The organism is Agrobacterium tumefaciens (assembly GCF_031801495.1).
Classification (GTDB): Bacteria; Pseudomonadota; Alphaproteobacteria; order Rhizobiales; family Rhizobiaceae; genus Agrobacterium; species Agrobacterium tumefaciens_K.
Window position 1 is genome coordinate 1,061,102 of the sequence record NZ_JAOEGC010000002.1, and the last position, 23,346, is coordinate 1,084,447.

A 23,346-nucleotide genomic window follows, 5' to 3' on the forward strand; every position below is an offset into this window, starting at 1 on the left:
GGAATGATCCGCTCAATCGTACGTGGCTTCGGGGCAGCGCTCCCGAAGCGTGTCATGACCAACCAGGAAATCGAAGGGGTTGTAGAAACCTCCGACGAATGGATCGTGCAGCGCACCGGCATCAGGCAGCGTTATATCGCCGGGGAAGGCGAAACGACGGCATCGCTTGGTGAAGCAGCCGCCCGCGCGGCTCTCGATAACGCCGGTCTGACACCTGCCGATATCGATCTCATCATTCTGGCCACGTCCACGCCGGACAACACTTTCCCGGCGACTGCCGTCAACATCCAGAACCGTCTGGGGATGACGCATGGTTTTGCATTCGACGTGCAGGCGGTCTGTTCAGGCTTCGTCTACGCCATGTCGACGGCCGATCTCTACATTCGCGGCGGCATGGCCAAGCGTGTGCTGGTCATCGGTGCCGAGACGTTCTCGCGCATTCTCGACTGGAAAGACCGCACGACCTGCGTCCTCTTCGGCGACGGTGCTGGCGCGTTGGTGCTCGAGGCAGGCGAGGGCGAGGGTACTTCGGCCGATCGTGGTGTGCTGACCTCCCAGCTTCGCTCGGACGGTTCGCACAAGGATAAGCTCTACGTCGATGGCGGCCCGTCCACCACCGGAACGGTGGGTCATCTGCGCATGGAAGGCCGTGAAGTCTTCAAGCATGCTGTCGGCATGATTACGGATGTGATCGAAGCGGCTTTCGACGCTACGGGAACAACGGCGGGCGATCTGGATTGGCTGGTCCCGCATCAGGCGAACAAGCGCATTATCGACGGATCGGCGAAAAAGCTCGGCATCGATCCCGAAAAGGTGGTCATCACCGTCGATCAGCATGGCAACACCTCTGCCGCTTCCATTCCGCTTGCAATTGCGGTTGCTGCCGGTGACGGACGCATCAAGAAAGCCGATCTGGTGATGCTCGAAGCTATGGGCGGTGGCTTCACCTGGGGTGCGGTGCTGTTGCGCTGGTAGCACTCGTCTTTCGGCAATGACTAAACCATTGCAGTGATTGCCGAAAGCTACGCTTAAATCTGGAACAATCGCTTGACCGACCGTCACAAGGGAAATAATCTCGAGTGCTCAAGAGAAGATTTTTTTTTGACGGTTTGCGGGGAAAAATGGCCGGGAAGACAGTGACACGCGCAGATCTGGCAGAATCTGTGTTTCGTAAGGTAGGTCTGTCCCGAACCGAATCCGCTGAGCTGGTCGAGACGATCATCGACGAGATCTGCAACGCCATCACCCGTGGCGAGGTCGTCAAGCTTTCTTCCTTTGCAACGTTTCAGATCCGCGAGAAGAACGAGCGTATCGGCCGTAACCCGAAGACGGGTGAGGAAGTGCCGATTTCTCCGCGCCGCGTCATGACATTCAAGGCGTCCAACGTGCTGAAGCAGCGTATTCTCAAGGCCCACACGGCCCGCAAGGTCAAACAGAAGAGCCAGAAAGCCGGCAGTTGAACGACTGACCGGTACCGGCTTTTGCCGTCGCCGCCCGATCTTTTCTATTCCTTCCTGTGAACATAGTTGAATTTCAGCGCTCAAGCCGTTGAATTGAAGTCGATTCGCATCATAATCAATTTTAGCGATTTGAATTTGCGCATCGTCCCGTCGAAAATCGTTCCTGGTATTCAGGTGCTGCGCGAGGATCTGGCATCCTGCGCTATCGACGGTTTGCATGGGAGTTAAGAGTTGGACAAAAGCCCCGACGCGTTTCGCACGATCAGTGAAGTGGCGGATGATCTGAACCTGCCGCAGCATGTGCTTCGTTTCTGGGAAACGCGTTTTCCGCAGATCAAGCCCATGAAGCGGGGCGGGGGGCGTCGTTATTACCGTCCTGACGACATCGATCTGCTCAAGGGCATTCGCCACCTTCTCTATGACCACGGTTACACCATCAAGGGTGTGCAGAAGCTCCTGAAAGCCAATGGAAACCGTTTCGTGGCGGCAATCGCTTCGGGTGATCTCGCCACGATGGAAGCTATCATGGCGGCGAGTGGCGAAAAGGAAGCGGCCGAGCCGCGCGTTCTCGATGCGGATGAGGACGAAGTCGTCGGCCGCGCCAAGGTAAGGCCGAGTGGCCGTTTCTTCGGTTTTGGCGGTAGCAGCAGCGATTCCGAGGTGTCTATCGGCAAATCGAGCATCGGCAAGGACGATCAGGCCCTGTTGCAGGAAGCTCTCTTCGACCTTCTGGAATGCAAGCGCCTTCTGGATCAGGTCCGCTGATCCGTTATCCACAGGCATCGTGAAATGCCAACCTTTCGGAAACTCCTTTGACCGATAATGCGGCTCCGTAAAAAGGAGTCCAACCGTGAGCAATCGAAAAACGACAGCGCGGCGGCGCAAATCGTCAAAGTCGAGCGGCGGCAGTGTCTGGCCGTGGCTGTTGATGTTCGGCGTCGTTGTCGGCGGCATTCGGGTTTACGAGCATCGCGATAGCCTCCTGCCGAAGCGTCATGTCGCGACAGCATCGCAGCAGGTGAAGAATGTCTCGCGACCGGCGGAGGAGGCAAAGCGTGATGCGCAGACGACTGCGCCGGTGAAAACCGCAGCGATCCGCCCCGCCGCTCCGGCTCTGCCAGGCAATGGTCCAATTCCTCCGCGTCCGATCAACTCCATGCCAGCCGCGCAGGCACCTCAGGCCGCCGCCTTGCCCGAGACGCGCCCAGCGGTGGAGAAGGTATCGCTTGGCGAAAAAAGCGGTGCGTTCGCGTTCTGCGGCCAGTCCGGACTCAACAACTGTGTGGCGGACGGCAACACCTTCTGGATGAAGGGCGTGAAGATGCACCTTGCGGGCGTCGAGGTTCCGCAGATCGATGGCGCCCGCTGCATGGAAGAGCGCCAGCGTGGATTCATCGCCAAGGTACGTCTGCGCGATCTGATGAATGCCGGATCGTTTGAGGTCGCATCCTCCGGAGCGGGCGGCGCACGTCTTTCCCGTTCTGGCGTTTCCTTCGCAGACCAGCTTGTGCGCGAGGGACTAGCGCATCGCTCGGGTGCGAAAAATCAATCCTGGTGCGGCAGGCTGTAAGAACAGCCGTCGTACCGCGCAGCGTTCTGGTGATTGCCGTGTCGGTTTTCTTTACGCGGAACGTTTGACGACCTCCCTCGTTTTCCCGGTGTGAAATACCGGGAAACATAGGGAGAGAATTCATGAAAACGCTAGCTGACATTTTCGAACATACCCTGAAGGATGTCTATTACGCCGAAACGGCAATCACCAAGGCGCTGCCAAAGGTTGCCAAGGCAGCACACAGCGCCGAACTGAAACACGCCGCCGAGAGCCATCTTTCGGAAACGAAGGAGCAGATCAAGAAACTCGAGCAGGTCTTCAAATCTATCGGCAAGAAGGCATCGGGCGAGAAATGCGACGCCATCGAAGGCCTGATCAAGGAAGCCGATGGCTTGATGAAGGAAGCCGAAGGCACCGCGCTCGACGCGGGTCTGCTGGCGGCCTGTCAGGCAGTCGAACATTACGAGATCGCGCGCTACGGGTCGCTTCGCGAATGGGCGAAGGATCTCGGACATGAAGAGGCCCATACGCTTCTGAGCGAAATTCTGGATCAGGAAAAAGCGACGAATAACAAGCTGACGAATCTTGCGGTGACGTCGATCAACAGGACGTCTGACAAGGCGAAGGCAGCCTGATGAAATAACGGGACCATAATCCCGACAACATCGATCCCCAGCCGCGGTGGCGGATGGGGATTTTTTTCATTTCGTGGCATCGTTGTATGCTTGGGAAATATTGGTGCGGACGGCGGGACTTGAACCCGCAAGACCAAGGGCCGGCAGATTTTAAGTCTGCTGCGTATACCGATTCCGCCACGTCCGCGCTGGTTTCCATCTACACAGTGCGAAAGGCACTGGTCAACTCCACGCGTCGCCTTTTATCGGCATCAGCTACGCCAGAAAATCGGTATCAGCAGCACTAAGACGGTTAGGATTTCAAGGCGTCCAAGCAGCATCATGACCGACAGCAGATAAAGTGCCGGGTCGCTGATGGTTGAGAAGTTGCCTGCTGGCCCTATGATCGGTCCGATACCGGGTCCGACATTGCCCAGAGCGGTTGCTACACCCGATGTTGCGGTAAGGAAATCATAACCCATGGCGCTCATTGCGAGGCTGCCGGCGACCCAGAGCGCAATGTAGCAACTGATGAACAGGAAAACGGTTCGTATCGTCTCGAGGTCCACAGTTTGCTGGCCGTAGCGGACAGAATAGACTGCGTTCGGATAGATCAGTTTTTTAAGTCCGGCTCTGACGACATTGAAGATGATCAGGAAACGATAGGCTTTGATGCCACCGGCCGTCGAGCCGGAGCATCCGCCCATGAACGTCGCGAAAAAGGCGACGACCACCACAAACGGTCCCCACAGCATGTAGTCGTCACTCGCAAAACCGCCCGTCGACAGGATGGAGGTCATGTTGAAGAACGAGTGGCTGAGCGCGTCGTCCAGCGGCACGCCGTTTCTGAGATGGTGATAAACTCCGACCGCGATGGAAATCGCGCCGAGATATCCTAAAAACACGACAATCTGCGGATCGCGCAGCGTTTCCAGTCGGCGGCGCACGGCAAGCAGGATCATTACGGAAAAGGGCAGGCTGCCGAAGATCAGGAAGATCGTGGCGATCCACAGAAGCGCAGTATTGTCGAAATAGGCAAACGAAGCGTCATGCGTGGAAAAGCCGCCGGTCGCGACAGTAGACATGGCATGATTGAGGGCATCGAAATGGCTCATGCCCGCAAAATCGAATGCTACGGTGCAGGCGAGCGTCATGATGATGTAGATGCCGACGAAGGCGCGGGTGAAGCTGGCAAGCCGGGCGAAAGGCCGGTCATTGCCGGTGTCGGACGATTCCATGCGAAAGAAGGTCATGCCGCCGACCCGCAGCAGAGGCAGGATGAAGAGCCCGAGCGCGACGATACCGATGCCGCCCAGCCAGCACAGAAGCGACCGCCAGATCAGGATACCCTGCGGCGCATGATCCAGTCCTGAGATGACGGTGGAGCCCGTTGTGGTGATGGCGGAAACGGATTCGAACACGGCCTGTCCCAACGTCAACTCGAGTTCCGACAGGAAAAGAGGCACAGCGCCGATCACGGAAAACACCAGCCACAAAAGATTGACGAGCAGAAATCCGAAGCGCTTGTTGAAGGTGGCGATGGGGCCGCGGGTCGCCAGCGCACAGGCAAGCGAGAAGCCGCCACACATGAAGCCGGACAGCGCGAACACCTTCCAGTCCTCGTTGCCGTAATAGAGATCCGTTAGCGCAGGCACGGACATGGCCGTCGCCATGTAAAGCCCGAAGATCGAAGCCACGTAAATGACCGAGCGCAGAAGGTTACTGTTCAAGAAATGAAACCCAGAGTTCGTGCCGCGCTGAAATGAGTCTTTGTCTCCGACGTCTTCCTATGGCATAGCGAGTGCCATCATGAATTTCAATGGATTGACAATCGTGGACAAGCAGCTTGTGGAGGCAGCGCGGCGGGAAGTACGGGAAATCTTTCCTGAAACGCCGTTGCAGTTGAATGAACATCTCAGCCGTCGGTACGGCGCTTCCATTTGGCTGAAGCGCGAAGACCTGACGCCGGTTCGTTCCTACAAGATCAGAGGCGCATTCAACTTTCTGCGCAAGGCGGTTGCCAAGGCGGGCAAGGACAAGGTTTTCGTCTGTGCGTCCGCTGGCAACCACGCGCAGGGCTTTGCCTTCGCATGCCGCCATTTCGGCGTTCGCGGCGTTGTCTTCATGCCGGTCACGACCCCGATGCAGAAGATCGACAAGACCCGCACTTTCGGCGGTGAGTACATCTCCATCCGTCTCGTCGGCGATATCTTCGACCAGTGCTATGCCGCAGCACGTGCCTATGTCGTGGAAAATGACAGCTATATGGTGCCGCCATTCGACCACGCGGACATAGTGGAAGGTCAGGCGACTGTTGCAGCGGAAATCATTGATCAGCTTCCCGATGGTACGACGCCGGACATGGTGGTCATGCCCGTCGGCGGTGGCGGGCTGTCGGCTGGCCTTTCCGGTTTTCTGGCGGGAACGGTGAAGAAGGACGGATTTGTCTTCTGCGAGCCGGAAGGCGCGCCGAGCCTGAAGCGCAGTCTTGAAAAGGGTGAGCCTGTCACGTTGAACAAGGTGGATAACTTTGTCGATGGCGCAGCCGTTGCCCGTATCGGCGATCTGAATTTCGAGGCACTGAAAGGGTTCCCCGCTGAGCAGGTCATGCTCATCCCGGAAAACGCCATCTGCGTCACCATCATCGAAATGCTGAACGTCGAAGGCGTCGTTCTGGAGCCTGCAGGCGCCTTGTCGATAGCCGCACTTGAAAAGCTAGGGCGCGAAAAGCTCGAAGGCAAGACGGTGATTGCCGTCGTGTCCGGCGGAAATTTCGATTTCGAGCGTTTGCCGGACGTGAAGGAACGCGCCATGCGTTACGCCGGGGTGAAGAAATACTTCATCCTGCGCCTTCCGCAGCGTCCCGGTGCGTTGCGCGATTTCCTCAACTTGCTCGGCCCGGATGACGATATCGCCCGTTTCGAATATCTGAAGAAGTCTGCGCGCAACTTCGGCTCGATCCTGATCGGCATCGAAACCAGCGCCAAGGAAAACTTCTCAGGTCTTCTGGAACGCTTCGAGGCGGCTGGTCTTGGTTATGAGGATATAACCGAGAACGAAATTCTGGCGAACCTGATTATCTGATCCCGGAGCGGACAGGGAAGGGAGAGAAACGCTCTCCCTTCAAAACACGACGTTGACACAGGGAGTGAAAGTCATGGCTTCGTTTTTCTCGAAAATTCTTTCCATCTTCGGGTCCAGCCAGTCTTCCGAAGCGCCGCAGAAAACCGCCAAGGCCGAGCCGCATGCCCATGGCGAATATCTGATCTACGCAACGCCGATCAAGGAAGGTGGTCAGTTCCGTCTGGCCGGTCGTATCGAGAAAACAGTCGGTGACGAGACGCTGGTGCACGAATTCGTTCGCGCGGATGTTTTTACCAGCATGGACGACGCGGTTGAGTTTACCATCCGCAAGGCGCAACTGATCATCGATCAGAATGGCGCATCGCTGTTTGCGGGAAAGTGACGACGCCTTTTTTCAGCGTGTATTAAGACTCCGTTGTCGCTTCCGGCCTATCTTCGCCCGATAGGAACATGAAGTCGTGCCGGTGCGTTGGCGCGATAAGGATCGATAGGGCGCATGCCGATGCAATGGGCTAATCAGGCACTCTTTGTCTTGGAGGCCATCGTCTATTTCTCGGTAATGACGGCGTTCCTTCATTACCGCCGTATTCTCGGAATAGGCGTCTTCCTTACGGCGCTCGGGGTCATGCACTTTCTGGAGACCTACCTCGCAGCGGTCTTCTATGTAGGCCTGCCGTTCGGTGTTGCGTCGCCCGGTTCCTCGATCCTGTTTGCCGGTAAACTGATGATGATCCTCATGCTTTACATGCGTGAGGACGCCGCCGTCGTGCGGCAGCCTATCTACGGTCTGTTCCTCGGCAATATCCTCACCGTCGTCATAGCGCAGATTACGCGGTTTCATCAGACGGTTGCCATTGTTCCAGGACAGACGGTCGATACCGGCTTCCTCGACGAAATGGGCCTGTTGATGCTCTGGGGAACCAGCATTCTGTATATCGACGCGATTGCTATCATCCTGCTCTATGAAAAGCTCGGGCGTCGCCTGCAGCGTCATACCGTATTGCGGTTCGCACTGTGCGGGGTGGCGATTCTGACCTTCGATCAGGCCGGATTTTACGTTGCGCTGCGCTACCTGTTCGAAGCCCCGCTTGATGTTTTCTACGACGGCTGGCTGGCCAAGATGGTGGCTGTCGGTATCTATTCCGTGCTGTTCGCCCTCTATCTCAAGCTGTCGTCATCCAAGGGCCGTTTGCTGCTTCGGCGCAGTGTTGGCGATGTCTTCAACGACCTGACCTTCAGGGAGCGTTACGAAGAGCTGCTATCCCGGTCAGGTCGCGATATGCTGACCGGTGTATCGGATCGGGCACGGATGGAGCTTGATGCTCCGGCGGTGGTGGAGGAATGCCTGGGACGGAAGAAGCCCGTCAGCGTGCTGCTTGTCGATATCGACCACTTCAAGGCAGTCAATGATACGTTCGGGCATCTGAAGGGTGATGAGATACTGAAGGAGTTTGCGGCAGTCCTGAAGGACGTGGTGCAGCCCCACGGCGACCTCTACCGCTTCGGCGGCGAGGAGTTCGTCGTTCTCCTGCCCACGATGGCGCACGACGATGCCCTTGCTTTCTCACAGAACCTCAGATCCGCCATTGCGTCGGGTCTCAGTAGACCGGATCGTACGCCTCTGACGATCAGTATTGGCGTTGCCACGTCCGTCGATGACGGAACTCAGTTCAGGAACCTGTTGGCGGAAGCCGATATCCGCCTCTATGCCGCAAAGAATAACGGCCGCGATCAGGTTCACGGCCGTCATGGTGTCTCGATGGAGAGCCGGAGCGTTTCAAGTTAAGGGAAACGCTCCAGACAAAGATTAGGCAGCCTGCGCCAGTTCGGCGACCTTGGCTTCAGCCGCGGCAACAGCCTTTTCAACGGCTTCCGGACCGAATGCCAGACCTTCGACGTAGATGACTTCCACATCCGTCATACCCATGAAGCCGAGAACGGTCTTCAGGTAGGGAACGGCATGGTTCATCGAGGCAGCCGGGCCTTCCGAGTAAACGCCAGCGGCGGCGAGCACGATGTAGACCTTCTTGCCGGTCGCGAGGCCGACAGGGCCTGTTTCGGTGTACTTGAAGGTCTGGCCTGCGCGGGCAACGTTATCGATCCAGGACTTCAAACCGGAATAGATGTTGAAGTTGATGAGGCCGGTGCCGATGACGACCGTGTCGGCAGCCAGAAGCTCTGCAACCAGCTTGTCGGAATAGTCGGCGGCAACAGCTTCTTCGCTGGTGCGCTGATCGGGAGCCTTGCGAATGGCAGAGGTCTTGACGGTATCGAGGTGCGGGATCGGATCGGCAGCGAGGTCGCGGTGGGTCAGGGTGTTGGCCGCCGACTTGGCCTGCAGCTTGCCAGCAAGTTCACCTGCAAATTTGTTCGATACCGATTCGTCGCCACGCGGGCTGGAGGTGATGAGAAGAATGTTCGACATGATATTTTCCTTCTGTGGAACTGTCTTCCAGTCGCCTTGGAAGAACGGCAGGAGACGTGAGATTCTTTCGTTGCTGCCTATATGGAAAAATCTCGCTATCGAGAAAACTGTGATAATGTGGAACTGATCTATCGAAGAATTGGATGGGACATGGACGCGAACCCGACACTCGACCAGTTGCAGGTGTTTTTGACTGTAGCCGAGACAGGAAGCTTTTCTGCTGCGTCGCGCTCGCTCAATCGTGCACAGTCGGTGGTAAGCTACACGATCGCAAATCTTGAGGCCCAGCTGGAAGTGACCTTGTTCGAACGCAATGGCGTGCGCCAGCCGCGATTGACGGACGAGGGGCGGGCCATGCTGGAAGATGCCAGAAGGATAGTGGCCGGACTGCAGGAAATGCGTGCGCGTGCCAAGGGGCTGAAGCAGGGGCTGGAGGCCGAACTGTCGCTTGCAATCAGTACCATGGTTCCCGCCGAGGCCGTCGTGGCTGTCTTGCGGGATTTTAGAAACCAGTTCCCGACCATCGGGTTGAGCCTCAATGTCGGGGAACTCGGCATGGTCATGGACCTGGTGCTCAGCCGCAAGGCCGACGTGGGTATCGGCGGTGCCTTGCTACGTCAGGACGACGAACTGGTGAGCGAAAAGATCGGCCATTCCTTCCTTCTGCCGGTCGTGGCCGCCGACCATCCTCTTGCGCAGATCGAACGGCCGCTCGTTCTTGCCGACGTGCGCGAGGAAGTGCAGCTCGTCGTAACCGATGCGTCCGGATTGACGAAAGGGCGCGATTTCAACGTCTTGTCCTACAAGACTTGGAAGGTGAGCGATATCGCCACGAAGTACCAGCTCATCAAGGGCGGTCTTGGATGGGGAGGTCTGCCGGCGTCACTCGTTCGCAACGATATCGTCAATGGTGGTTTGAAGGTGCTTGATCTGGACGCCTACGAGCAGGGCGAGTATCCGCTCTTTGCTCTGCGCAGGCTCGATACCCCTGCGGGGCCGGCCGGGAAATGGCTGATGCAGGCTTTTCAGGAGCGGCTGTCGCAATGCCCCAACCACAAGAATTTTCATGAACTCATCGAGGTCGGGCAAGGCAAGAGTCTGAACGTCGCCGCTGAGTGACATTCGCCCGTTTATGTCGATATTGACGGATGTGTACCGCTGCCTGTAGATTTCCGCACGGTCAGCAGTTCACCGAGGCACCGCCGTCCCGCAAGGGAAGCTAAACCTGCGTTGAGAATTTAAGACAGCACTTATCCTGTGCCACGTCGAAAGCCGGCGATCAGCGACACCCATTCGGAATGGCACATCTGAGGGTAAGTCATGCCACGTTCTATCCTTTCCATGGAGGTCGCCGACCTCTCGAGTTTCGCAAAATCCGTCCGGGAGCAGATCGGCAGGCTGGACCGCAAGCCCACCCATCTGGAGATGCTCAACCTTTTGAGCCGTGCTGGCGGGTTTCGTAATTTTCAGCATTTTCGTGCATCACGTGCCGATGCAGCGCCTGGAGAGCCTGTCGCTGGGGATGCTTTTCCTGCGCCCGATGAGGGTAGGGTGTTGAAGTCTGCTCGGCTCTTCGACAGTGAGTGCCGGCTTGTTCAATGGCCTGCCAGGCGATCGCAGCAGGAACTGTGCCTCTGGTATCTGTGGTCGAGGATTCCCGCCGGGCGCAGCTTTTCGGAACGGGAGTTCAGCAGCATTCTGAACGAACTTCACCTGTTCGGCGATGCCGCGATGCTGAGGCGGGACATGTTCGGTCTTGGACTTGTCCGCCGTAATCGTGATGGCAGCGACTATCAGAGCATCGAGCGCAAGCCGCCGCCGGAACTGCCGTTGTTACTACGGGCTGTCAGCGCATTGAAATAGGCGGGCAAGCCTCCCGACGACATGACGCCGGGAGGTTGTTCGTTATCAGAGTATAAGCCGGAATTTGGCGAAGCCGTCCGCGCCGTCGCCAGCTTCCTCGATCTTCGCGCCTTTGACATCCTTGGCGTATTGCCGCCCCTTAGGGCCGGTTTCGAAGATGGCGGTGGTGTTGGCGACCGGCGCGAACGACCAGTTCGCATCCGCCGAAGGATTGATCGTACCCTGCTCGATGATGTAGCGGACGATAACGTCGCGGTTGGTATCCGGGGCGACGAAGATGATCTTGTCCGTACCGATTTCCGGGAACTTGCCGCCACCGCTGGCGCGGTAGTTATTGGTCGCAACCACGAATTTCTGCTCCGGATCGATCGGCTTACCTTCGAACTGGAGATTGACGATGCGGTTGCTGTCCGGGTTGACCGCCTTCCCATCCTTGTCGAACTTTGCCGGTTTCGACAGGTCGATCTGGTAGGTCACGCCATCGATGACGTCGTAATTGTAGGACGGGAAATCCGGATTGAGCAGCGGTGCATCCTTGGCACCCGCTTCGACGGTGTTGAACATGCCAGCCGACATTTCCAGCCAGCCCTTCACCTGCGCGCCGGTTACCAGAACCGCCTGCACGGTGTTCGGGTAGAGGTAGAGGTCGGCGACGTTCTTGATGGCGATGTCACCGGTCGGTACGTCGGTGTAGTACTCGGAGCCACCACGTCCGCCCGCCTTGAACGGAGCTGCTGCGGAAAGCACGGGCAGATCCTTGTATTGCCCTTCCTTCAGCATATCCTTGATGTACCAGATCTGGGCGTTGGAAACGATCTGAACCGAAGGATCGTCCGCCACCAGTGCAAAATAGGAGTAGAGCGGCGCCGACGTCTTGCCGACCGGGCGGCGGACATAGGCAAGCGTCGCTTCATGCTCGGTTTTGGCAGCGGCAATCACCTCCGGCTTGTCTTTCACGTCGGCGACGATCTTACGATTGTCGTCACGGTGATAGATCGGGCGCGCTTCGGAGGTGAAATCGACGATCTTCCAGCTCTTGCCATCCTTCTCAAGCAGCAGGTCGATCAGGCCCATATGAGAGCCCCAGAAACCGCCCATCACGGCAGGCTTGCCCATCAGGGTGCCTTTCACCCCATCAACGCCTGCAATGCCGTCCCATGTTTTCGGTCCGGGGAACACCAGATGCTGGTGGCCGGTGAAAATGGCATCGATGCCCTCGACGCCAGCCAGGTAGAGCGAGGCATTTTCCATACGGTCGCTCTGGCCCTTGCCGTCGATGCCTGAGTGGGAGAGCGCGATGATGACATCCGCCCCCTGTTCCTTCATGACCGGAACCCACGCCTTCGCCGCCTCGACGATATCGCGTGTCTGCGCCTTGCCCTCGAGGTTCTTGGAGTCCCACATCATGATCTGCGGTGGCACGAAGCCGATGATGCCGATCTTGATCGGGCTCGTTGCACCGGATCCGTCCTTGATCTGCTTGTCCATGATGACGAACGGCTTGAAGAACAGGTCGTCCTGTTTGGGATCTGAGGCGAGCTGGCCCTTCGTCACGTTTGCGCAGACGAAGGGGAAATTGGCGCCCGCCAGCGTGTTCGACATATAGTCGAGCCCGTAGTTGAACTCATGGTTGCCAAGCGTACCGCAGTCGTAACCGAGGACGTTCATGGCGTTGATGACCGGATGTTTGTCACCAGCCTTCATGCCGCGCTCGTAGGCGATGTAGTCGCCGAGCGGATTGCCCTGAAGGAAGTCGCCGTTATCCACCAGCATCGAGTTTCCGGCTTCTGCGCGGATACTGTCGATGATCGACGCGGTGCGCGCGAGGCCCATCGTGTCGTTGGGCTTGTCGGCATAATAGTCATAGGGGAAGACGTGAACATGGATGTCCGTCGTTTCCATGATGCGCAGATGCGCCTGATTGCCTGAGGCGCGCGCCGCGAAGGGGTGCAGCACGACCAGTGCGGAGGAGGCTGCGATGCCCCCGAGCAGCGAGCGTCTGGTGATTGGATGGAGGGCAAGGTGCGACGACATGGGAACTCCTTCAGTGGAAGCGTGCATTGTCATGAAAATGACAACCTAGAAGCAATCGCAGAGGAGTCCATCACCAAAATGACAGGGCGGTGACAGTTGGTGGTTTTTTCAACCGTTTGATAAATTTTTTCTCGATTGGCCTTGGATTTTGCGGACCAGCGATGAGGATCGACATATTTGCGACACTACGGACGCACGACTGCCGGTCGTCCCGTTACGGGCCGGAAACGGGACGATTTTTTGCGCTTGTCTGCCTGACATTCCTAGCGGGCCAGGGTCGGTTTGACCTCTTCGTGGAAGAAACGGAAGTACGAGGAAAGCTGTGCCAGCGTGTTGGTCGAAAGTTTCAGCTGAAGCCCCAGACGGTTCATGTGCTGCCATTGAACGATGCCCTCGATATAACCGAGGTCTTCGCTCTCGACTTTCACCCGGCTACCCTTTTGGGCTGAGAACGCGCCCTCCAGTTCCAGCGCCATGCCGGTTTCCGAAAGATCGATCACGCGTGCCTTGATCGAATGATTGACATAGCGCACCGTAGCATAGATCCGTGTTCTGCTACGCTGCGCGCCACGCGTCGGCATGTTGAGGTTGTTCGCCATTTTCTGCTCACGCAATTGTTGTCGATTGTCCTAAGCTGGCACACAAAGCTTGAACCCCGTTTAGCACTATCCTTAAAATTGCAGTGAATTCGCGAATTCACGCGGCGTCGATGCGGCACTGGTAGCAGTTGTTGCGGGCGGAACGGACGTGCACATAGGCCACGTCGTCGCGCTGCAGAAGCTCGCTTGCACGCGAGACGATATTGCCCGTCGTAGTCACGGCACCGGTACCGTAGACGATGCGCTCGTCCTTGCCATATCCGCGAACGATGTAGTCCGGACTGTCGAGCATGGGCGGCAGGGCATCCGTTTCGGGGTAACGCGTGCAGGCATCCGCATGTAAAAACACCGGCCCGGTTTCCGCGTAGGGCTGAAGCGATGTGAAAGGCCTGTAGGCGAGGATCAGCATGCTGTCACCTTCGCCGATCTGGCCGAGGCAATGGCGGCAGGGCATTCCGCCAGGCGACACAACTCTTTCCGGGGCGTTGCCGTAGGCATCGCGCTCCCCATGCCGAAAAGCGGCGGCTTCTTGTTCTGACATGGCGGTGAAAACGACGTCGGTCATTATGGGCTCCTGTGCGTTAGGCGTTGCTACTTTGTCGCTATCGTCCCGAAACGAGCCACTATCCACCCGATTCTTGCGAGGGGACGCAACCACCCCATTGCGAGATGCGTTGGCTTGGGGAATCACTTGTGCTTCTCGATTCCGGAAGGTCTGATTTCATGTTCCGTCGTTTTCTGGTTGCCGTGCCGATGGCATTCGTCTCGCTGACGGCTCCGATGCAGGCGCAGGCGCAATTCGCGTCCGGCCTGGATGGCCTGTCTGACGACCAGCTCCAGCAGGCCGTCAACTTCGTCATCGGAAACGCGATCTTCTCGCTCTATCATGAGAGCGCCAGGATGCTGATTTCCGATTTTGGCGCGGCGGTTACACAGAGCACGCAGGAGCCCGCTGACCAGCTGGCCGGAACGATGATCCTCCAGGCAAATGAGGAATGGCTCGATACGGCGCTCGTGAATGCGACGGACAGCTGGTATCTGGCCCGTGAAGCGGAAACGCTGCCCTTGCACGATCAACCCGTCCATTCCGCCCTCGTGCCGAACAAGTCACGCGACCGTGACATGGCCTGCCTGATGGTCGGTCGCGACAAGGACGGTTACGGTGATCTCGCTGCCATGATGGGGCTTGAAGGCGACGAATTCGAAAAATGCGAGGCTTCCTATCCCTCAGTTGCTTCTGCGTGGGAAAATTTCCTTCGCGGATATCAGGCAGAGAAGCCGGTCGGCAAATTCACGATCAGCTATCAGCCTGCGCGTGATCCGGCGCTGGAATCCTATGCGATCATGATCCGGGAATCGAAGGTTCTCGATCTCATCAGCCGCGGTTTTGGCAATTACGCCTTGAATGGCGACGTCAAGCTGACGGCAAAATCCTGCGGGCGACCGGATGTCTACTGGTCGGCGGAAAATCGGGAGATCACCTATTGCTATGAACTTGGAAAGTTCCAGGCCGAACTGATCTCCGCTCACCTTTCCGAGGTTGGAAGCGAGAAGGAAAGCGAAACCGGACAGGAAATCCCGACAGCCGTGAATCTGGGACAGGAATTGTAACCGTACCAAACTCTGCTACCTTTTTATTGAGATCATGAGGAGGAGCAGATGTCTCGGCTGATTGTTCGCAGTTTTTCCATCTCGCTGGACGGGTACGGCGCAGGCCCGGAACAAAGCCTTGAAAGTCCCCTCGGCGTAAACGGCGAAACACTCCATAACTGGGCTTTCAGCACCCGGACATTTCGAAAGATGTTCGGTCAGGATGGCGGTTCAACCGGCATAGACGATGAATTTGCGGCTGGCGGTTTCGAGAATATCGGCGCGTGGATATTGGGGCGAAACATGTTCGGCCCCGTCCGCGGTCCATGGCCGGACGAAGACTGGAAGGGCTGGTGGGGTGAAGAGCCGCCTTATCATGTCCCGGTCTTCGTTCTGACGAACCATCCTCGTGCGTCTTTCGACATGAAGGGCGGCACGACGTTTCATTTCATCACCCATGGTATCGACGAGGCACTCGACGCGGCCAAGGCCGCGGCAGGTGGTAAAGATGTCAGATTGGGTGGCGGTGTGTCGACAATACGCCAGTATATGCAGGCGCAGCTGATCGATGACCTGCATCTCGCGCAGTCACCGGTGTTTCTGGGCAAGGGTGAGAACCTGTTCGCAGGACTCGATCTTCCCGCGCTCGGGTATCAGTGCCGTGAGACGGTGCGCGGCGAAAACGCCACGCACCTGATGGTCAGGAAAGCCGTATAGGGCATTATGCCCGTACCGTTGGTGTGCCCAAGCTGGGCCAGCGCCTCGTTCAGCTCTTTCTCGATATTTCAAGAAGTTCGGTTTCGGTCAGTGGCTCGACCCAGGCTTCATAGGTTCCAACCGGCGAGAAGCCCATCATCTGGTACAGTTGCAGGGCGCGCGGATGATCGAGTGTATTTGTCGTGACCGTCACGCGCTTCGGGTTGTCCTGCCATGCGGCATACAGTGCTTGCAGCAGGAACCACTTGCCGACACCAGCGCCGATCGCCTCTTCCAGAAGACCGAAATAGGAAAGTTCGGTCACATCCTCGTCGACCTTGTGCAGCTCGAAGAAACCGGCGGGCGCACCGTTCATGTAAAGCACGGTCACGCTGTTGGCCGGATCCCGCAGGACGGCGGAAAGGGCAGCATCGCTCATACGCATGCGCTTTTGCCAGTGCCAGCGCTTGCCGACCCGCCAGTACAGATAGCGGTAGAAGTGCAGGGGAATGTTGTTGACGCGCATCAACGCCGTCTGGATGTTGACCGGGATCGGCAGGCTCACCTTCGGCGGCGCTGTCATTTCCAGCTGCGTCACATGCGCTTTCAGTGGGCCGTGCGACACGGTCGGTACGGCGTCGGCGGCCCCGGTCACGATTGGCGTATCCTGAAGCCCGCCCCATTCCGACCATGAGCCGTCATAGAGCGAGTTGTCCGAATGGCCGAGCGACTCGAGAGCGAGCGTGATGACCGCCGCGGTCACGCCGGAGCCGCAGCTCGTGACAACCGGCTTCGACAGGTCGATACCGGCATCACCGATCATCTTGCGAAGGGTGGCAAGATCCTTGAAGTGTCCGTTCTCGGAAAAGGCTGTGGCAGGCAGGCTGCGCGCACCCGGCATATGGCCGGAGCGCATACCGGCGCGTGGTTCGGCCTCATCGCCGGTAAAGCGGCCCGCGCCGCGTGCATCGGCGATCTGCTTCTCACCGCTGTCGACGATACTGCGCATGGTGGACAGAGACGTTACGCGGGTTTCATCGAAATGCGGTGTGAAGGTTGCGGCCGCAATCTCGGGCGTCCCCGTTTCAAGCGGACGACCTTCGCGCTTCCAGCCATCCAGACCGCCATCGAGGACGTAGGCTTGCCGTACGCCCATGACACGCAGCATCCACCACACGCGCGGCGCGGAAAAAAATCCGGGTCCATCGTAAACAACGATGGTGTCATGCTCGCTCAGGCCCAGCTCGCCAGCCTGTTCGGCAAAAAATTCCGGCGAGGGCAGGGAGTGCGGCAGGCCGGTGGTGTGGTCGGCGATCTTGTCCTGATCGAAGAACACGGCACCCGGCAGATGCCCGGCGACGAATTCCTCCGCTCCGTTACGCTTATGCGCAGGCAGATACCAGGAAGCGTCAACGATGCGGAAACCCGGCGTGCCGAGCTGTGCCTCTACCCAATCCGCAGAGACGACGAAGCGGCTTTTGTCCGTATTCACGATAATTCTCCTGACATCAGGCCATAGTCGCAGGCGTACCGAAGCGAATGCGGAAACGCCTGTTCTCCTTGCCCTTCTTTTCGATCTTGGCGATGTGGATATCGCCGACTTCCTGTGTTTCCGAAACATGCGTGCCGCCGCAGGGCTGGCTGTCGATGCTGGATGCTTCGCCGATGCAGACAAGGCTTACACGGCCGAGGCCAACGGGCGGGCGCACGTTTTTGGATTTGACGATGCCGGGATTGGCCAGAAGCTCCTCATCGGTGATCCACTGCAGGAACACCGGGTGATTGGCCTTAACCAGCTCCATCAGCTTGGCCGTTACATCGTCCTTGTCAATCGTTTCCGACATGTCGAAATCGACGCGCGACTCGTCCTCACCGACGGCGGCGCCGGTGATGGGCCACTGGCAGACGACGGACAGCAGATGGCAGGCGGTGTGCATGCGCATCAGCTTGTAGCGGCGCGGCCAGTCCACATGCAGCGTGAGTTTTTCGCCGACAGCGGGCGACGCCTGGCCATCCAGCGGCACATGGATGATGACGTTCTTGTCCGCTCCGTGTTTGGTGACACCCAGCTCGATCTTCGAGCCATCGGCGCGTTCAAGAACGCCGGTGTCGCCGGGCTGGCCGCCCGACGTGGCGTAAAAGCATGTCTGGTCTAGTTCTATGCCGCCATCTTCATGCACCACCGTAACGATCGCTTCTGCAGTTGAAAGATAGAAATCGTCACGAAACAGGGCATTCACAGGCATCTCGGCAAGTCCTCAAACGGTTTCATACGGAACCGCTATATCGACCTTCTCCGTCAGCCAGCCCGGAAGGGGAAGCCCCTTGGAGCGCAGGAAATCCGGATTGAAGAGCTTCGACTGGTAGCGGTTGCCGTAGTCGCAAAGAATGGTCACGATTGTATGCCCCGGACCGAGTTCGCGGGCAAGGCGAATTGCACCGGCGATGTTGATGCCGCTGGAGCCACCAAGGCACAGGCCTTCCTTCGTCACCAGATCGAACACGACCGGCAAAGCTTCCGCATCTGGAATACGATAGGAAAAGTCCGGGCGGAAACCTTCGAGGTTCGCCGTGATGCGCCCCTGACCGATACCTTCTGTGATGGACGAGCCTTCTGATTTCAGCGCGCCATTCGTGTAATATTCGTAGAGGGCGGCGCCGTCCGGATCGGCAAGGCCGATCTTGATATCGGGATTGAAGTCGCGAAGACCATCCGCTACGCCCGCGAGCGTGCCGCCGGAACCGACCGCGCAGATGAAGCCATCCACCTTGCCATCCGTCTGGTCCCAGATCTCGGGTGCAGTCGTCTCGATGTGCGCCTGTCGGTTGGCGATGTTGTCGAACTGGTTGGCCCAGATCGCGCCGTTGGGATCGGTCGCCGCAAGCTGCTTCGCAAGACGCCCGGAAACCTTCACGTAGTTGTTCGGATTGGAATAAGGAACGGCCGGAACTTCGACCAGCTTGGCGCCGAGCAGTTTCAGCGCGTCCTTCTTTTCCTGGCTCTGGGTTTCAGGGATGACGATGACCGTCCTGTATCCGAGGGCGTTGGCCACCAGTGCCAGACCGATACCGGTGTTGCCCGCCGTTCCCTCGACGATCGTCCCGCCCGGCCGCAATTGCCCACGGCGCTCCGCGTCACGGATGATGTAGAGCGCGGCGCGATCCTTCACCGACTGTCCGGGATTGAGAAACTCTGCCTTGCCGAGAATTTCGCAGCCCGTCGCTTCGGACGCGGCCTTGAGACGGATGAGCGGCGTGTTGCCGATGGCGGTGAGCGCAGAGGAATGAATGGTCATGGCGAGCCTTCTTGTCTGAGCGGAAACTAGGAGCCGTTATGTCCCGTTACAACCGCATCGTGACAAGAAATTATCTTCCCGGCTTTGCATTCGCCACGCAAAATTTTGCCGATCCCCGTTTTTATGCATCTTTCTTGAGGTTGGAATAGGCGTCTAACGCCCGCTGCCGTGCAAACTGGTGGTCGACGATGGGTTCCGGGTAGTTTGCGCCGAGCCGTATACCTGCTTTTTCGAGAACCTCCTTCGGCGCGGCGAAGGGCTTGTGGATGTATTTGCGGTCCAGTTTCTGAAGTTCGGGTACGAAGGTCCGAACATAGTCGCCATCCGCGTCGAATTTTTCGCCCTGTAGAATTGGGTTGAAGATGCGAAAGAACGGCGAGGCATCCGCGCCTGATCCTGCCACCCATTGCCAGTTGGCGGCATTCGATGCCGGGTCGGCATCCAACAGCGTATCGCGGAACCATTTTTCGCCCTTCCGCCAGTCGATCAGCAGGTGCTTGATGAGAAAGGACGCCGTAATCATCCGCACGCGGTTGTGCATGATGCCGTGTTTCCACAATTGCCGCATGCCCGCATCGACAATCGGGTAGCCCGTCATGCCGCGCGTCCACGCATCGAAGGACTTTTCGTCGTTTCGCCAGGGAAAAGGATCGAAGCTGTCGTTCCAGTTCTTCTCGTCCAGCGCCGGAAAATGAAACAGCAGATGATAGCAGAATTCGCGCCAGACGATCTCCTTGCGAAAGCGGCTGATATCCTGCGACGCGATATGGCTGGAAAGCCCTTTCGTCGCATGCCAGACCGCAGCGGGCGATATTTCGCCGAGTGCAAGGTGGGGAGATAGCAAAGAGGTAGCGTCTCTGGCCGGAAAATCACGACCCTCCTCATAGCCTTTCAGGGCGCCGTCGATGAAATCGTCGAGTTTCTCTCGTGCGCTTGCCTCGCCCGGCACCCAGATCTCCGAAAAGTCCTTCGCCCAATTCGGTCGGGTGGGCAGAAGTTTCCAGTCGGCCAGTTTTTCCGTTTTCGGCCATGTGTCCGGTGCCGCGAGCTTGTTCGGCGCGTCCAGTGGCGGGCGAGGTTCCTCGCTGCCCTCGATGGCGCGCCAGAATGGCGTGTACACGCGGTAGGGGCCTCCGCCTTTGGTCTTTACTCGCGATGGCTCGTGGATCAGGTGTCCGGCAAAACTCCGCACGGATAGACCCTCTTTCTGAAATGCCTCTTTCAGCTTGCTGTCCGTCGCGATGCCCTCCGGATCGTAGCGACGGTTCCAGTAAACTGTGTCCGCGCCCGTTTCGGAAATGATCGAGCGGAGAACATCCCCGGCATCGCCGATGCGTAGAAGGAGGCTGCTACCGCATTTTTCAAGCGAACCGGACAGGGCCGCCAGCGAATGATGCAGCCACCATTCCTGCGCACCGCCCAGCGGACCAGCCGATCCGGCTTCGACCTCACGGATGTAGACCGGGATCACCGGGCCACCGTGATCCTGTGCCGCGTGCATGGCGTGATTGTCGGAGAGCCTGAGATCTCTGCGGAACCAGACAATGACGGGAGAGGTTGTAGTCGACATGAAAGAACCCGGTTCACGTTCAATTCAACGAGTGTTGAAACGCTTTGTTCCGCAAATTGGCTAGAATGAAAAGATGGGGCAGATGGTTTCTCAATGGTTATTTTTTCGACATTGAAACCGCAGGCGAAGGGAACCAACTGGAGGAGCCGGCGTTTGTCGCGGGTTAATAGAGCATGGAAGTGCAATCAATGTTGCTAAATGACGTCAAGTGGGAAAAGCCCGTTACCATTTCCCTCCAGAACGGTTCACCCCGGATTTTCAACGGTGTTTACGAAGCCTTCGATTTCCTGCAGCATGAATGGACCGAGCGCAACGGACAGGCCTATGAGCAGGCCATCAGGCTGTGTCGCGCATCTCTCCTTGGAAGCGTGGACGGCGAAATCGCTAGAACAGCATTCGTGGCCGCCAGCAGACAGGCGGAATGCCTGATGGAAGATCGCCAGATCGCCTCCTGATTTCTGTACGAAAAGCCGTTCGAACCGGGCCGTCCGCGATGCTGCGGATGGCTTTTTTGTTGGAGCTGGCGCAAAACGGGTTGAAAATGTGGTCGACCGAAGCGACCCTTGCCAGATACAACAGGTGATCGGCACGTTACGATGCAAAACCAGGGTTATATCGTTTTTCCCACCGTGCTTGGACACTGTGGTCTGGCGTGGGGTGTAAAAGGGATCAGACGTCTGCAATTGCCCAGCGCAGATGCCGCCGAGACCGAGCGGTTGCTGGTGCGCCGCGTGCCTTCCCTTTCGGTTGCTGCCCCGGATGCCGAGCTGCGGTCGATCATCGACAGGATCGTGCGTTATTTCGCAGGTGAAGCGATGGACTTTTCGAAAATGCCCGTCGATGTGCCTGATGCAGAACCTTTCCATCGCGACGTTTACGAGGCCGTGCGTCTGATTGGTTGGGGCAGCACGACCACCTATGGGGCAATAGCCAGAGCACTGGGAAGCGGTCCTGAGAAGGCTCGCGACGTGGGGCAGGCCATGGCGAAAAATCCGGTGCCGCTCATCATTCCCTGCCATCGGGTTCTGGCCGCCGGAGGCAGGTTGGGCGGCTTTTCCGCCCCCGGCGGTGCAACAACGAAATTGCGGATGCTGGCGCTGGAAAATGCCGGACGAACCGCGGACGATGAGGCGCAAGGCAGCCTGTTTTGAAGAAACGACAGATTCGCTTCGTATAGAGCGTCCAAATTTTCGCCAATATCTCGTCAAATTGTCGTTGAATTGTCACAATACATGGGCGCCCTCTAACAAAGGGCGATAAATTTGAAAGTATCCGCGTTATTTCTGGCCGCTGTAGTGTCTTTAACAGCGGCGGCGTCAGCCTCTGCCGGAATGTTGAACCAGGCAGAGAAATATTCGGGTCTGCACGAGACCAAGAACAACAAGAGCCTGAAGAACATTCTGGGCGCCAACCCTCGCGTCACGCCGTGGTGTGGTCTTTTCCTGCACGCGGTCGCCAGCAAGGCAGGGCGGCAGTCTCCGAAATCCTACGGCTTTGCAAAATCCTGGACGTCTTTCGGTTATGCCGTGCCGGTAGGACAGGCGAAACCCGGTGATGTTGTCGTTATCCGCAACGGACGCGGTTATCACGCCGGTATCCTGAAAAGCATGAGCGGCAAGACGGCCAAGATTCTCGGCGGCAACCAGTCGGGTCGGGTGCAGGTTTCGAATTTCAGCCGCAAATCCATCGTTTCGGTTCGTCGTTAGTTTTTCCCGGACATCCTCCGGTGTTCTGACGGAATTTTCAAAAAGGCGGGTTTCCCGCCTTTTTTGTTGCCATGAACTCCATGCGTGAGCCGGAAGCGCACTCCATTCATCAGCGAAACGTAACTGCCTGCCAGAACAGAGGAACAAATGTCATCTTTCTCTGTTTTGTTGTCATATGGACAGTCACAAAGGGAGGTTGGTTATGACGGTTGATCGTGAAGGCGCAATACGCGCGAAAGCTCACGCCCTTTGGGAAAAGGAAGGCAGGCCAGAAGGAGCGCATGAGCGGCACTGGGCGGAAGCCGAGCGCGAAGTCGCGACGGAAACCGCGCTCAAACCCGTAAGGAAGCCCACTGAGCGCAAGCCGAAGTCGCCAGCCGTCAAATCGCTCCAGGATGAGCAAAAAGCATCTGCTGCGGATCAGACCGACGAACTGACGGAAGCTCTCGAAGAAAGTTTCCCCGCAAGCGATCCGCCAGCGGTGACGAATACGACGGTCGCAACGAAGCGCCCGAAAAGGAAGACGAGATAGGACTGGGAGAACAATAGCCTGTCATATGGCTAAGCAATCGTCAGTGTCAGCGGTATCGTTTGGAAATTCTCTTTAAGAGAAAAATGGCTCCCCGGGCCGGATTCGAACCGGCGACCTGTCGATTAACAGTCGAATGCTCTACCGCTGAGCTACCAGGGAACGTTGGCGCCGCTCTTTGCTGCGGCGTTGGCGGGGTAATACAAATGCTTTGCCGATTTGCCAAGCGGTTTTTTCAAAAAAAAAAGCATTCTTCTTGTTTTATCGCTCTAGAGCCCCGATTTTCAGGGCTTGTAGCGTGTAAAAAATTATCCACAGGGTGGATGAA

25 protein-coding genes and 2 tRNA genes are annotated in these 23,346 nt (G+C 57.7%); 16 read left to right on the forward strand and 11 right to left on the reverse strand.

The genetic code is table 11. The features are described from left to right. Window positions 1–3: 3 nt before the first annotated feature. The 5 genes from N7578_RS14590 (at window position 4) to N7578_RS14610 (ending at window position 3,647) form a co-directional block, all read left to right on the forward strand. Window positions 4–975: a beta-ketoacyl-ACP synthase III gene (locus N7578_RS14590; RefSeq protein ID WP_311111023.1), complete on the forward strand. Its 972-nt coding sequence runs from the start codon at window positions 4–6 to the stop codon at window positions 973–975. 146 nt (window positions 976–1,121) lie between these two features. Next, window positions 1,122–1,460 carry an integration host factor subunit alpha gene (locus N7578_RS14595; protein WP_138795632.1) on the forward strand — a complete coding sequence of 113 codons (339 nt, stop codon included), beginning with the start codon at window positions 1,122–1,124 and terminating at the stop codon, window positions 1,458–1,460. Window positions 1,461–1,691: 231 nt separating this feature from the next. Continuing rightward, on the forward strand, window positions 1,692–2,225 hold the full coding sequence (locus N7578_RS14600; RefSeq protein WP_311111024.1) for a MerR family transcriptional regulator: 534 nt from the start codon (window positions 1,692–1,694) through the stop codon (window positions 2,223–2,225). Window positions 2,226–2,310: 85 nt separating this feature from the next. Further along, a complete protein-coding gene (locus N7578_RS14605; RefSeq protein ID WP_311111025.1) occupies window positions 2,311–3,030 on the forward strand; it encodes a nuclease in 720 nt (239 codons plus the stop codon). 122 nt (window positions 3,031–3,152) lie between these two features. Continuing rightward, window positions 3,153–3,647 carry a ferritin-like domain-containing protein gene (locus N7578_RS14610; protein WP_311111026.1) on the forward strand — a complete coding sequence of 165 codons (495 nt, stop codon included), beginning with the start codon at window positions 3,153–3,155 and terminating at the stop codon, window positions 3,645–3,647. A 101-nt stretch (window positions 3,648–3,748) separates the two neighbouring features. Here the strand turns inward: N7578_RS14610 and N7578_RS14615 are convergent. Together N7578_RS14615 and N7578_RS14620 are read right to left on the reverse strand one after the other, a co-directional pair. Continuing rightward, window positions 3,749–3,834: transfer RNA gene (locus N7578_RS14615), tRNA-Leu, on the reverse strand. Window positions 3,835–3,898: 64 nt separating this feature from the next. Then, on the reverse strand, window positions 3,899–5,356 hold the full coding sequence (locus tag N7578_RS14620; RefSeq protein WP_311111027.1) for a TrkH family potassium uptake protein: 1,458 nt from the start codon (window positions 5,354–5,356) through the stop codon (window positions 3,899–3,901). Window positions 5,357–5,435: 79 nt separating this feature from the next. Between N7578_RS14620 and ilvA the strand changes: the two genes are divergently transcribed. The 3 genes from ilvA to N7578_RS14635 all read left to right on the forward strand — a co-directional run bounded on the left by ilvA (window position 5,436) and on the right by N7578_RS14635 (window position 8,496). Then, window positions 5,436–6,710: a threonine ammonia-lyase gene (ilvA, locus tag N7578_RS14625; RefSeq protein ID WP_311111028.1), complete on the forward strand. Its 1,275-nt coding sequence runs from the start codon at window positions 5,436–5,438 to the stop codon at window positions 6,708–6,710. Window positions 6,711–6,783: 73 nt separating this feature from the next. Further along, entirely contained in the window at window positions 6,784–7,092 is a 309-nt protein-coding gene (locus N7578_RS14630) for an HlyU family transcriptional regulator (RefSeq protein WP_311111029.1), read from the forward strand. A 120-nt stretch (window positions 7,093–7,212) separates the two neighbouring features. Then, window positions 7,213–8,496 (forward strand): GGDEF domain-containing protein, encoded by a 1,284-nt coding sequence (locus N7578_RS14635; RefSeq protein ID WP_311111030.1) that lies wholly within the window; start codon window positions 7,213–7,215, stop codon window positions 8,494–8,496. Window positions 8,497–8,517: 21 nt separating this feature from the next. Here the strand turns inward: N7578_RS14635 and N7578_RS14640 are convergent, their stop codons facing one another. Then, complete coding sequence (locus tag N7578_RS14640) at window positions 8,518–9,135, reverse strand: FMN-dependent NADH-azoreductase (protein WP_311111031.1); 618 nt, start codon at window positions 9,133–9,135, stop codon at window positions 8,518–8,520. A gap of 150 nt (window positions 9,136–9,285) precedes the next feature. Between N7578_RS14640 and N7578_RS14645 the strand changes: the two genes are divergently transcribed. Both N7578_RS14645 and N7578_RS14650 read left to right on the forward strand, forming a co-directional pair. After that, the gene (locus tag N7578_RS14645; protein WP_311111032.1) at window positions 9,286–10,254 is read left to right on the forward strand and encodes a LysR family transcriptional regulator; all 969 of its coding nucleotides are present in this window, start codon (window positions 9,286–9,288) and stop codon (window positions 10,252–10,254) included. 201 nt (window positions 10,255–10,455) lie between these two features. Beyond that, entirely contained in the window at window positions 10,456–10,998 is a 543-nt protein-coding gene (locus tag N7578_RS14650; RefSeq protein WP_311111033.1) for a DUF2087 domain-containing protein, read from the forward strand. Window positions 10,999–11,043: 45 nt separating this feature from the next. Here N7578_RS14650 and N7578_RS14655 read toward each other — a convergent pair whose 3' ends face one another. From N7578_RS14655 to N7578_RS14665, 3 genes are all read right to left on the reverse strand, one after another. Then, the gene (locus tag N7578_RS14655) at window positions 11,044–13,032 is read right to left on the reverse strand and encodes a bifunctional 2',3'-cyclic-nucleotide 2'-phosphodiesterase/3'-nucleotidase (RefSeq protein WP_311111034.1); all 1,989 of its coding nucleotides are present in this window, start codon (window positions 13,030–13,032) and stop codon (window positions 11,044–11,046) included. A 263-nt stretch (window positions 13,033–13,295) separates the two neighbouring features. Next, window positions 13,296–13,631: a PilZ domain-containing protein gene (locus tag N7578_RS14660; protein ID WP_311111035.1), complete on the reverse strand. Its 336-nt coding sequence runs from the start codon at window positions 13,629–13,631 to the stop codon at window positions 13,296–13,298. A 97-nt stretch (window positions 13,632–13,728) separates the two neighbouring features. Beyond that, a complete protein-coding gene (locus N7578_RS14665) occupies window positions 13,729–14,196 on the reverse strand; it encodes a DUF1203 domain-containing protein (protein ID WP_311111036.1) in 468 nt (155 codons plus the stop codon). 158 nt (window positions 14,197–14,354) lie between these two features. On the opposite strand from N7578_RS14665, the gene N7578_RS14670 reads away from it, so the two are divergent. Then, window positions 14,355–15,242: a DUF4344 domain-containing metallopeptidase gene (locus tag N7578_RS14670; RefSeq protein ID WP_311111037.1), complete on the forward strand. Its 888-nt coding sequence runs from the start codon at window positions 14,355–14,357 to the stop codon at window positions 15,240–15,242. Between the two features lie 48 nt (window positions 15,243–15,290). Continuing rightward, window positions 15,291–15,938 carry a dihydrofolate reductase family protein gene (locus tag N7578_RS14675; protein WP_311111038.1) on the forward strand — a complete coding sequence of 216 codons (648 nt, stop codon included), beginning with the start codon at window positions 15,291–15,293 and terminating at the stop codon, window positions 15,936–15,938. 49 nt (window positions 15,939–15,987) lie between these two features. Here N7578_RS14675 and sseA read toward each other — a convergent pair whose 3' ends face one another. From sseA to N7578_RS14695, 4 genes are all read right to left on the reverse strand, one after another. Then, complete coding sequence (gene sseA / locus N7578_RS14680) at window positions 15,988–17,409, reverse strand: 3-mercaptopyruvate sulfurtransferase (RefSeq protein ID WP_311111039.1); 1,422 nt, start codon at window positions 17,407–17,409, stop codon at window positions 15,988–15,990. Window positions 17,410–17,425: 16 nt separating this feature from the next. Next, window positions 17,426–18,163 (reverse strand): alanyl-tRNA editing protein, encoded by a 738-nt coding sequence (locus N7578_RS14685; protein ID WP_311111040.1) that lies wholly within the window; start codon window positions 18,161–18,163, stop codon window positions 17,426–17,428. A gap of 12 nt (window positions 18,164–18,175) precedes the next feature. Beyond that, window positions 18,176–19,213, reverse strand: coding sequence for a cysteine synthase A (locus tag N7578_RS14690; RefSeq protein ID WP_311111041.1), 1,038 nt, complete (start codon window positions 19,211–19,213; stop codon window positions 18,176–18,178). 121 nt (window positions 19,214–19,334) lie between these two features. Continuing rightward, window positions 19,335–20,783 (reverse strand): deoxyribodipyrimidine photo-lyase, encoded by a 1,449-nt coding sequence (locus N7578_RS14695; protein WP_311111042.1) that lies wholly within the window; start codon window positions 20,781–20,783, stop codon window positions 19,335–19,337. 188 nt (window positions 20,784–20,971) lie between these two features. Here N7578_RS14695 and N7578_RS14700 point away from each other — a divergent pair, with 188 nt between their 5' ends. The 4 genes from N7578_RS14700 (at window position 20,972) to N7578_RS14715 (ending at window position 23,021) form a co-directional block, all read left to right on the forward strand. Then, the gene (locus N7578_RS14700) at window positions 20,972–21,238 is read left to right on the forward strand and encodes a DUF982 domain-containing protein (protein ID WP_311111043.1); all 267 of its coding nucleotides are present in this window, start codon (window positions 20,972–20,974) and stop codon (window positions 21,236–21,238) included. Window positions 21,239–21,379: 141 nt separating this feature from the next. Beyond that, entirely contained in the window at window positions 21,380–21,934 is a 555-nt protein-coding gene (locus N7578_RS14705) for a methylated-DNA--[protein]-cysteine S-methyltransferase (RefSeq protein WP_311111044.1), read from the forward strand. A 111-nt stretch (window positions 21,935–22,045) separates the two neighbouring features. Next, the gene (locus N7578_RS14710) at window positions 22,046–22,489 is read left to right on the forward strand and encodes a TIGR02594 family protein (RefSeq protein WP_311111045.1); all 444 of its coding nucleotides are present in this window, start codon (window positions 22,046–22,048) and stop codon (window positions 22,487–22,489) included. 202 nt (window positions 22,490–22,691) lie between these two features. Beyond that, entirely contained in the window at window positions 22,692–23,021 is a 330-nt protein-coding gene (locus tag N7578_RS14715; RefSeq protein ID WP_311111046.1) for a DUF2934 domain-containing protein, read from the forward strand. An 84-nt stretch (window positions 23,022–23,105) separates the two neighbouring features. Here the strand turns inward: N7578_RS14715 and N7578_RS14720 are convergent. Continuing rightward, window positions 23,106–23,180: transfer RNA gene (locus N7578_RS14720), tRNA-Asn, on the reverse strand. Between the last annotated feature and the right edge of the window lie 166 nt (window positions 23,181–23,346).

Excerpts from the sequence above, each read along its gene's own strand:
- N7578_RS14675 (WP_311111038.1), top strand. The coding sequence starts at position 15,291 with ATGTCTCGGCTGATTGTTCGCAGTTTTTCCATCTCGCTGGACGGGTAC.
- N7578_RS14630 (WP_311111029.1), top strand. The coding sequence starts at position 6,784 with ATGGCTTCGTTTTTCTCGAAAATTCTTTCCATCTTCGGGTCCAGCCAG.
- N7578_RS14695 (WP_311111042.1), bottom strand. The coding sequence starts at position 20,783 with ATGTCGACTACAACCTCTCCCGTCATTGTCTGGTTCCGCAGAGATCTC.
- N7578_RS14595 (WP_138795632.1), top strand. The coding sequence starts at position 1,122 with ATGGCCGGGAAGACAGTGACACGCGCAGATCTGGCAGAATCTGTGTTT.
- N7578_RS14610 (WP_311111026.1), top strand. The coding sequence starts at position 3,153 with ATGAAAACGCTAGCTGACATTTTCGAACATACCCTGAAGGATGTCTAT.
- N7578_RS14645 (WP_311111032.1), top strand. The coding sequence starts at position 9,286 with ATGGACGCGAACCCGACACTCGACCAGTTGCAGGTGTTTTTGACTGTA.
- N7578_RS14670 (WP_311111037.1), top strand. The coding sequence starts at position 14,355 with ATGTTCCGTCGTTTTCTGGTTGCCGTGCCGATGGCATTCGTCTCGCTG.
- N7578_RS14690 (WP_311111041.1), bottom strand. The coding sequence starts at position 19,213 with ATGACCATTCATTCCTCTGCGCTCACCGCCATCGGCAACACGCCGCTC.
- N7578_RS14665 (WP_311111036.1), bottom strand. The coding sequence starts at position 14,196 with ATGACCGACGTCGTTTTCACCGCCATGTCAGAACAAGAAGCCGCCGCT.
- N7578_RS14715 (WP_311111046.1), top strand. The coding sequence starts at position 22,692 with ATGACGGTTGATCGTGAAGGCGCAATACGCGCGAAAGCTCACGCCCTT.
- N7578_RS14685 (WP_311111040.1), bottom strand. The coding sequence starts at position 18,163 with ATGCCTGTGAATGCCCTGTTTCGTGACGATTTCTATCTTTCAACTGCA.
- N7578_RS14590 (WP_311111023.1), top strand. The coding sequence starts at position 4 with ATGATCCGCTCAATCGTACGTGGCTTCGGGGCAGCGCTCCCGAAGCGT.
- N7578_RS14635 (WP_311111030.1), top strand. The coding sequence starts at position 7,213 with ATGCAATGGGCTAATCAGGCACTCTTTGTCTTGGAGGCCATCGTCTAT.
- ilvA (WP_311111028.1), top strand. The coding sequence starts at position 5,436 with ATGAATTTCAATGGATTGACAATCGTGGACAAGCAGCTTGTGGAGGCA.
- N7578_RS14655 (WP_311111034.1), bottom strand. The coding sequence starts at position 13,032 with ATGTCGTCGCACCTTGCCCTCCATCCAATCACCAGACGCTCGCTGCTC.
- N7578_RS14705 (WP_311111044.1), top strand. The coding sequence starts at position 21,380 with ATGCAAAACCAGGGTTATATCGTTTTTCCCACCGTGCTTGGACACTGT.
- N7578_RS14700 (WP_311111043.1), top strand. The coding sequence starts at position 20,972 with ATGTTGCTAAATGACGTCAAGTGGGAAAAGCCCGTTACCATTTCCCTC.
- N7578_RS14660 (WP_311111035.1), bottom strand. The coding sequence starts at position 13,631 with ATGGCGAACAACCTCAACATGCCGACGCGTGGCGCGCAGCGTAGCAGA.
- N7578_RS14650 (WP_311111033.1), top strand. The coding sequence starts at position 10,456 with ATGCCACGTTCTATCCTTTCCATGGAGGTCGCCGACCTCTCGAGTTTC.
- N7578_RS14640 (WP_311111031.1), bottom strand. The coding sequence starts at position 9,135 with ATGTCGAACATTCTTCTCATCACCTCCAGCCCGCGTGGCGACGAATCG.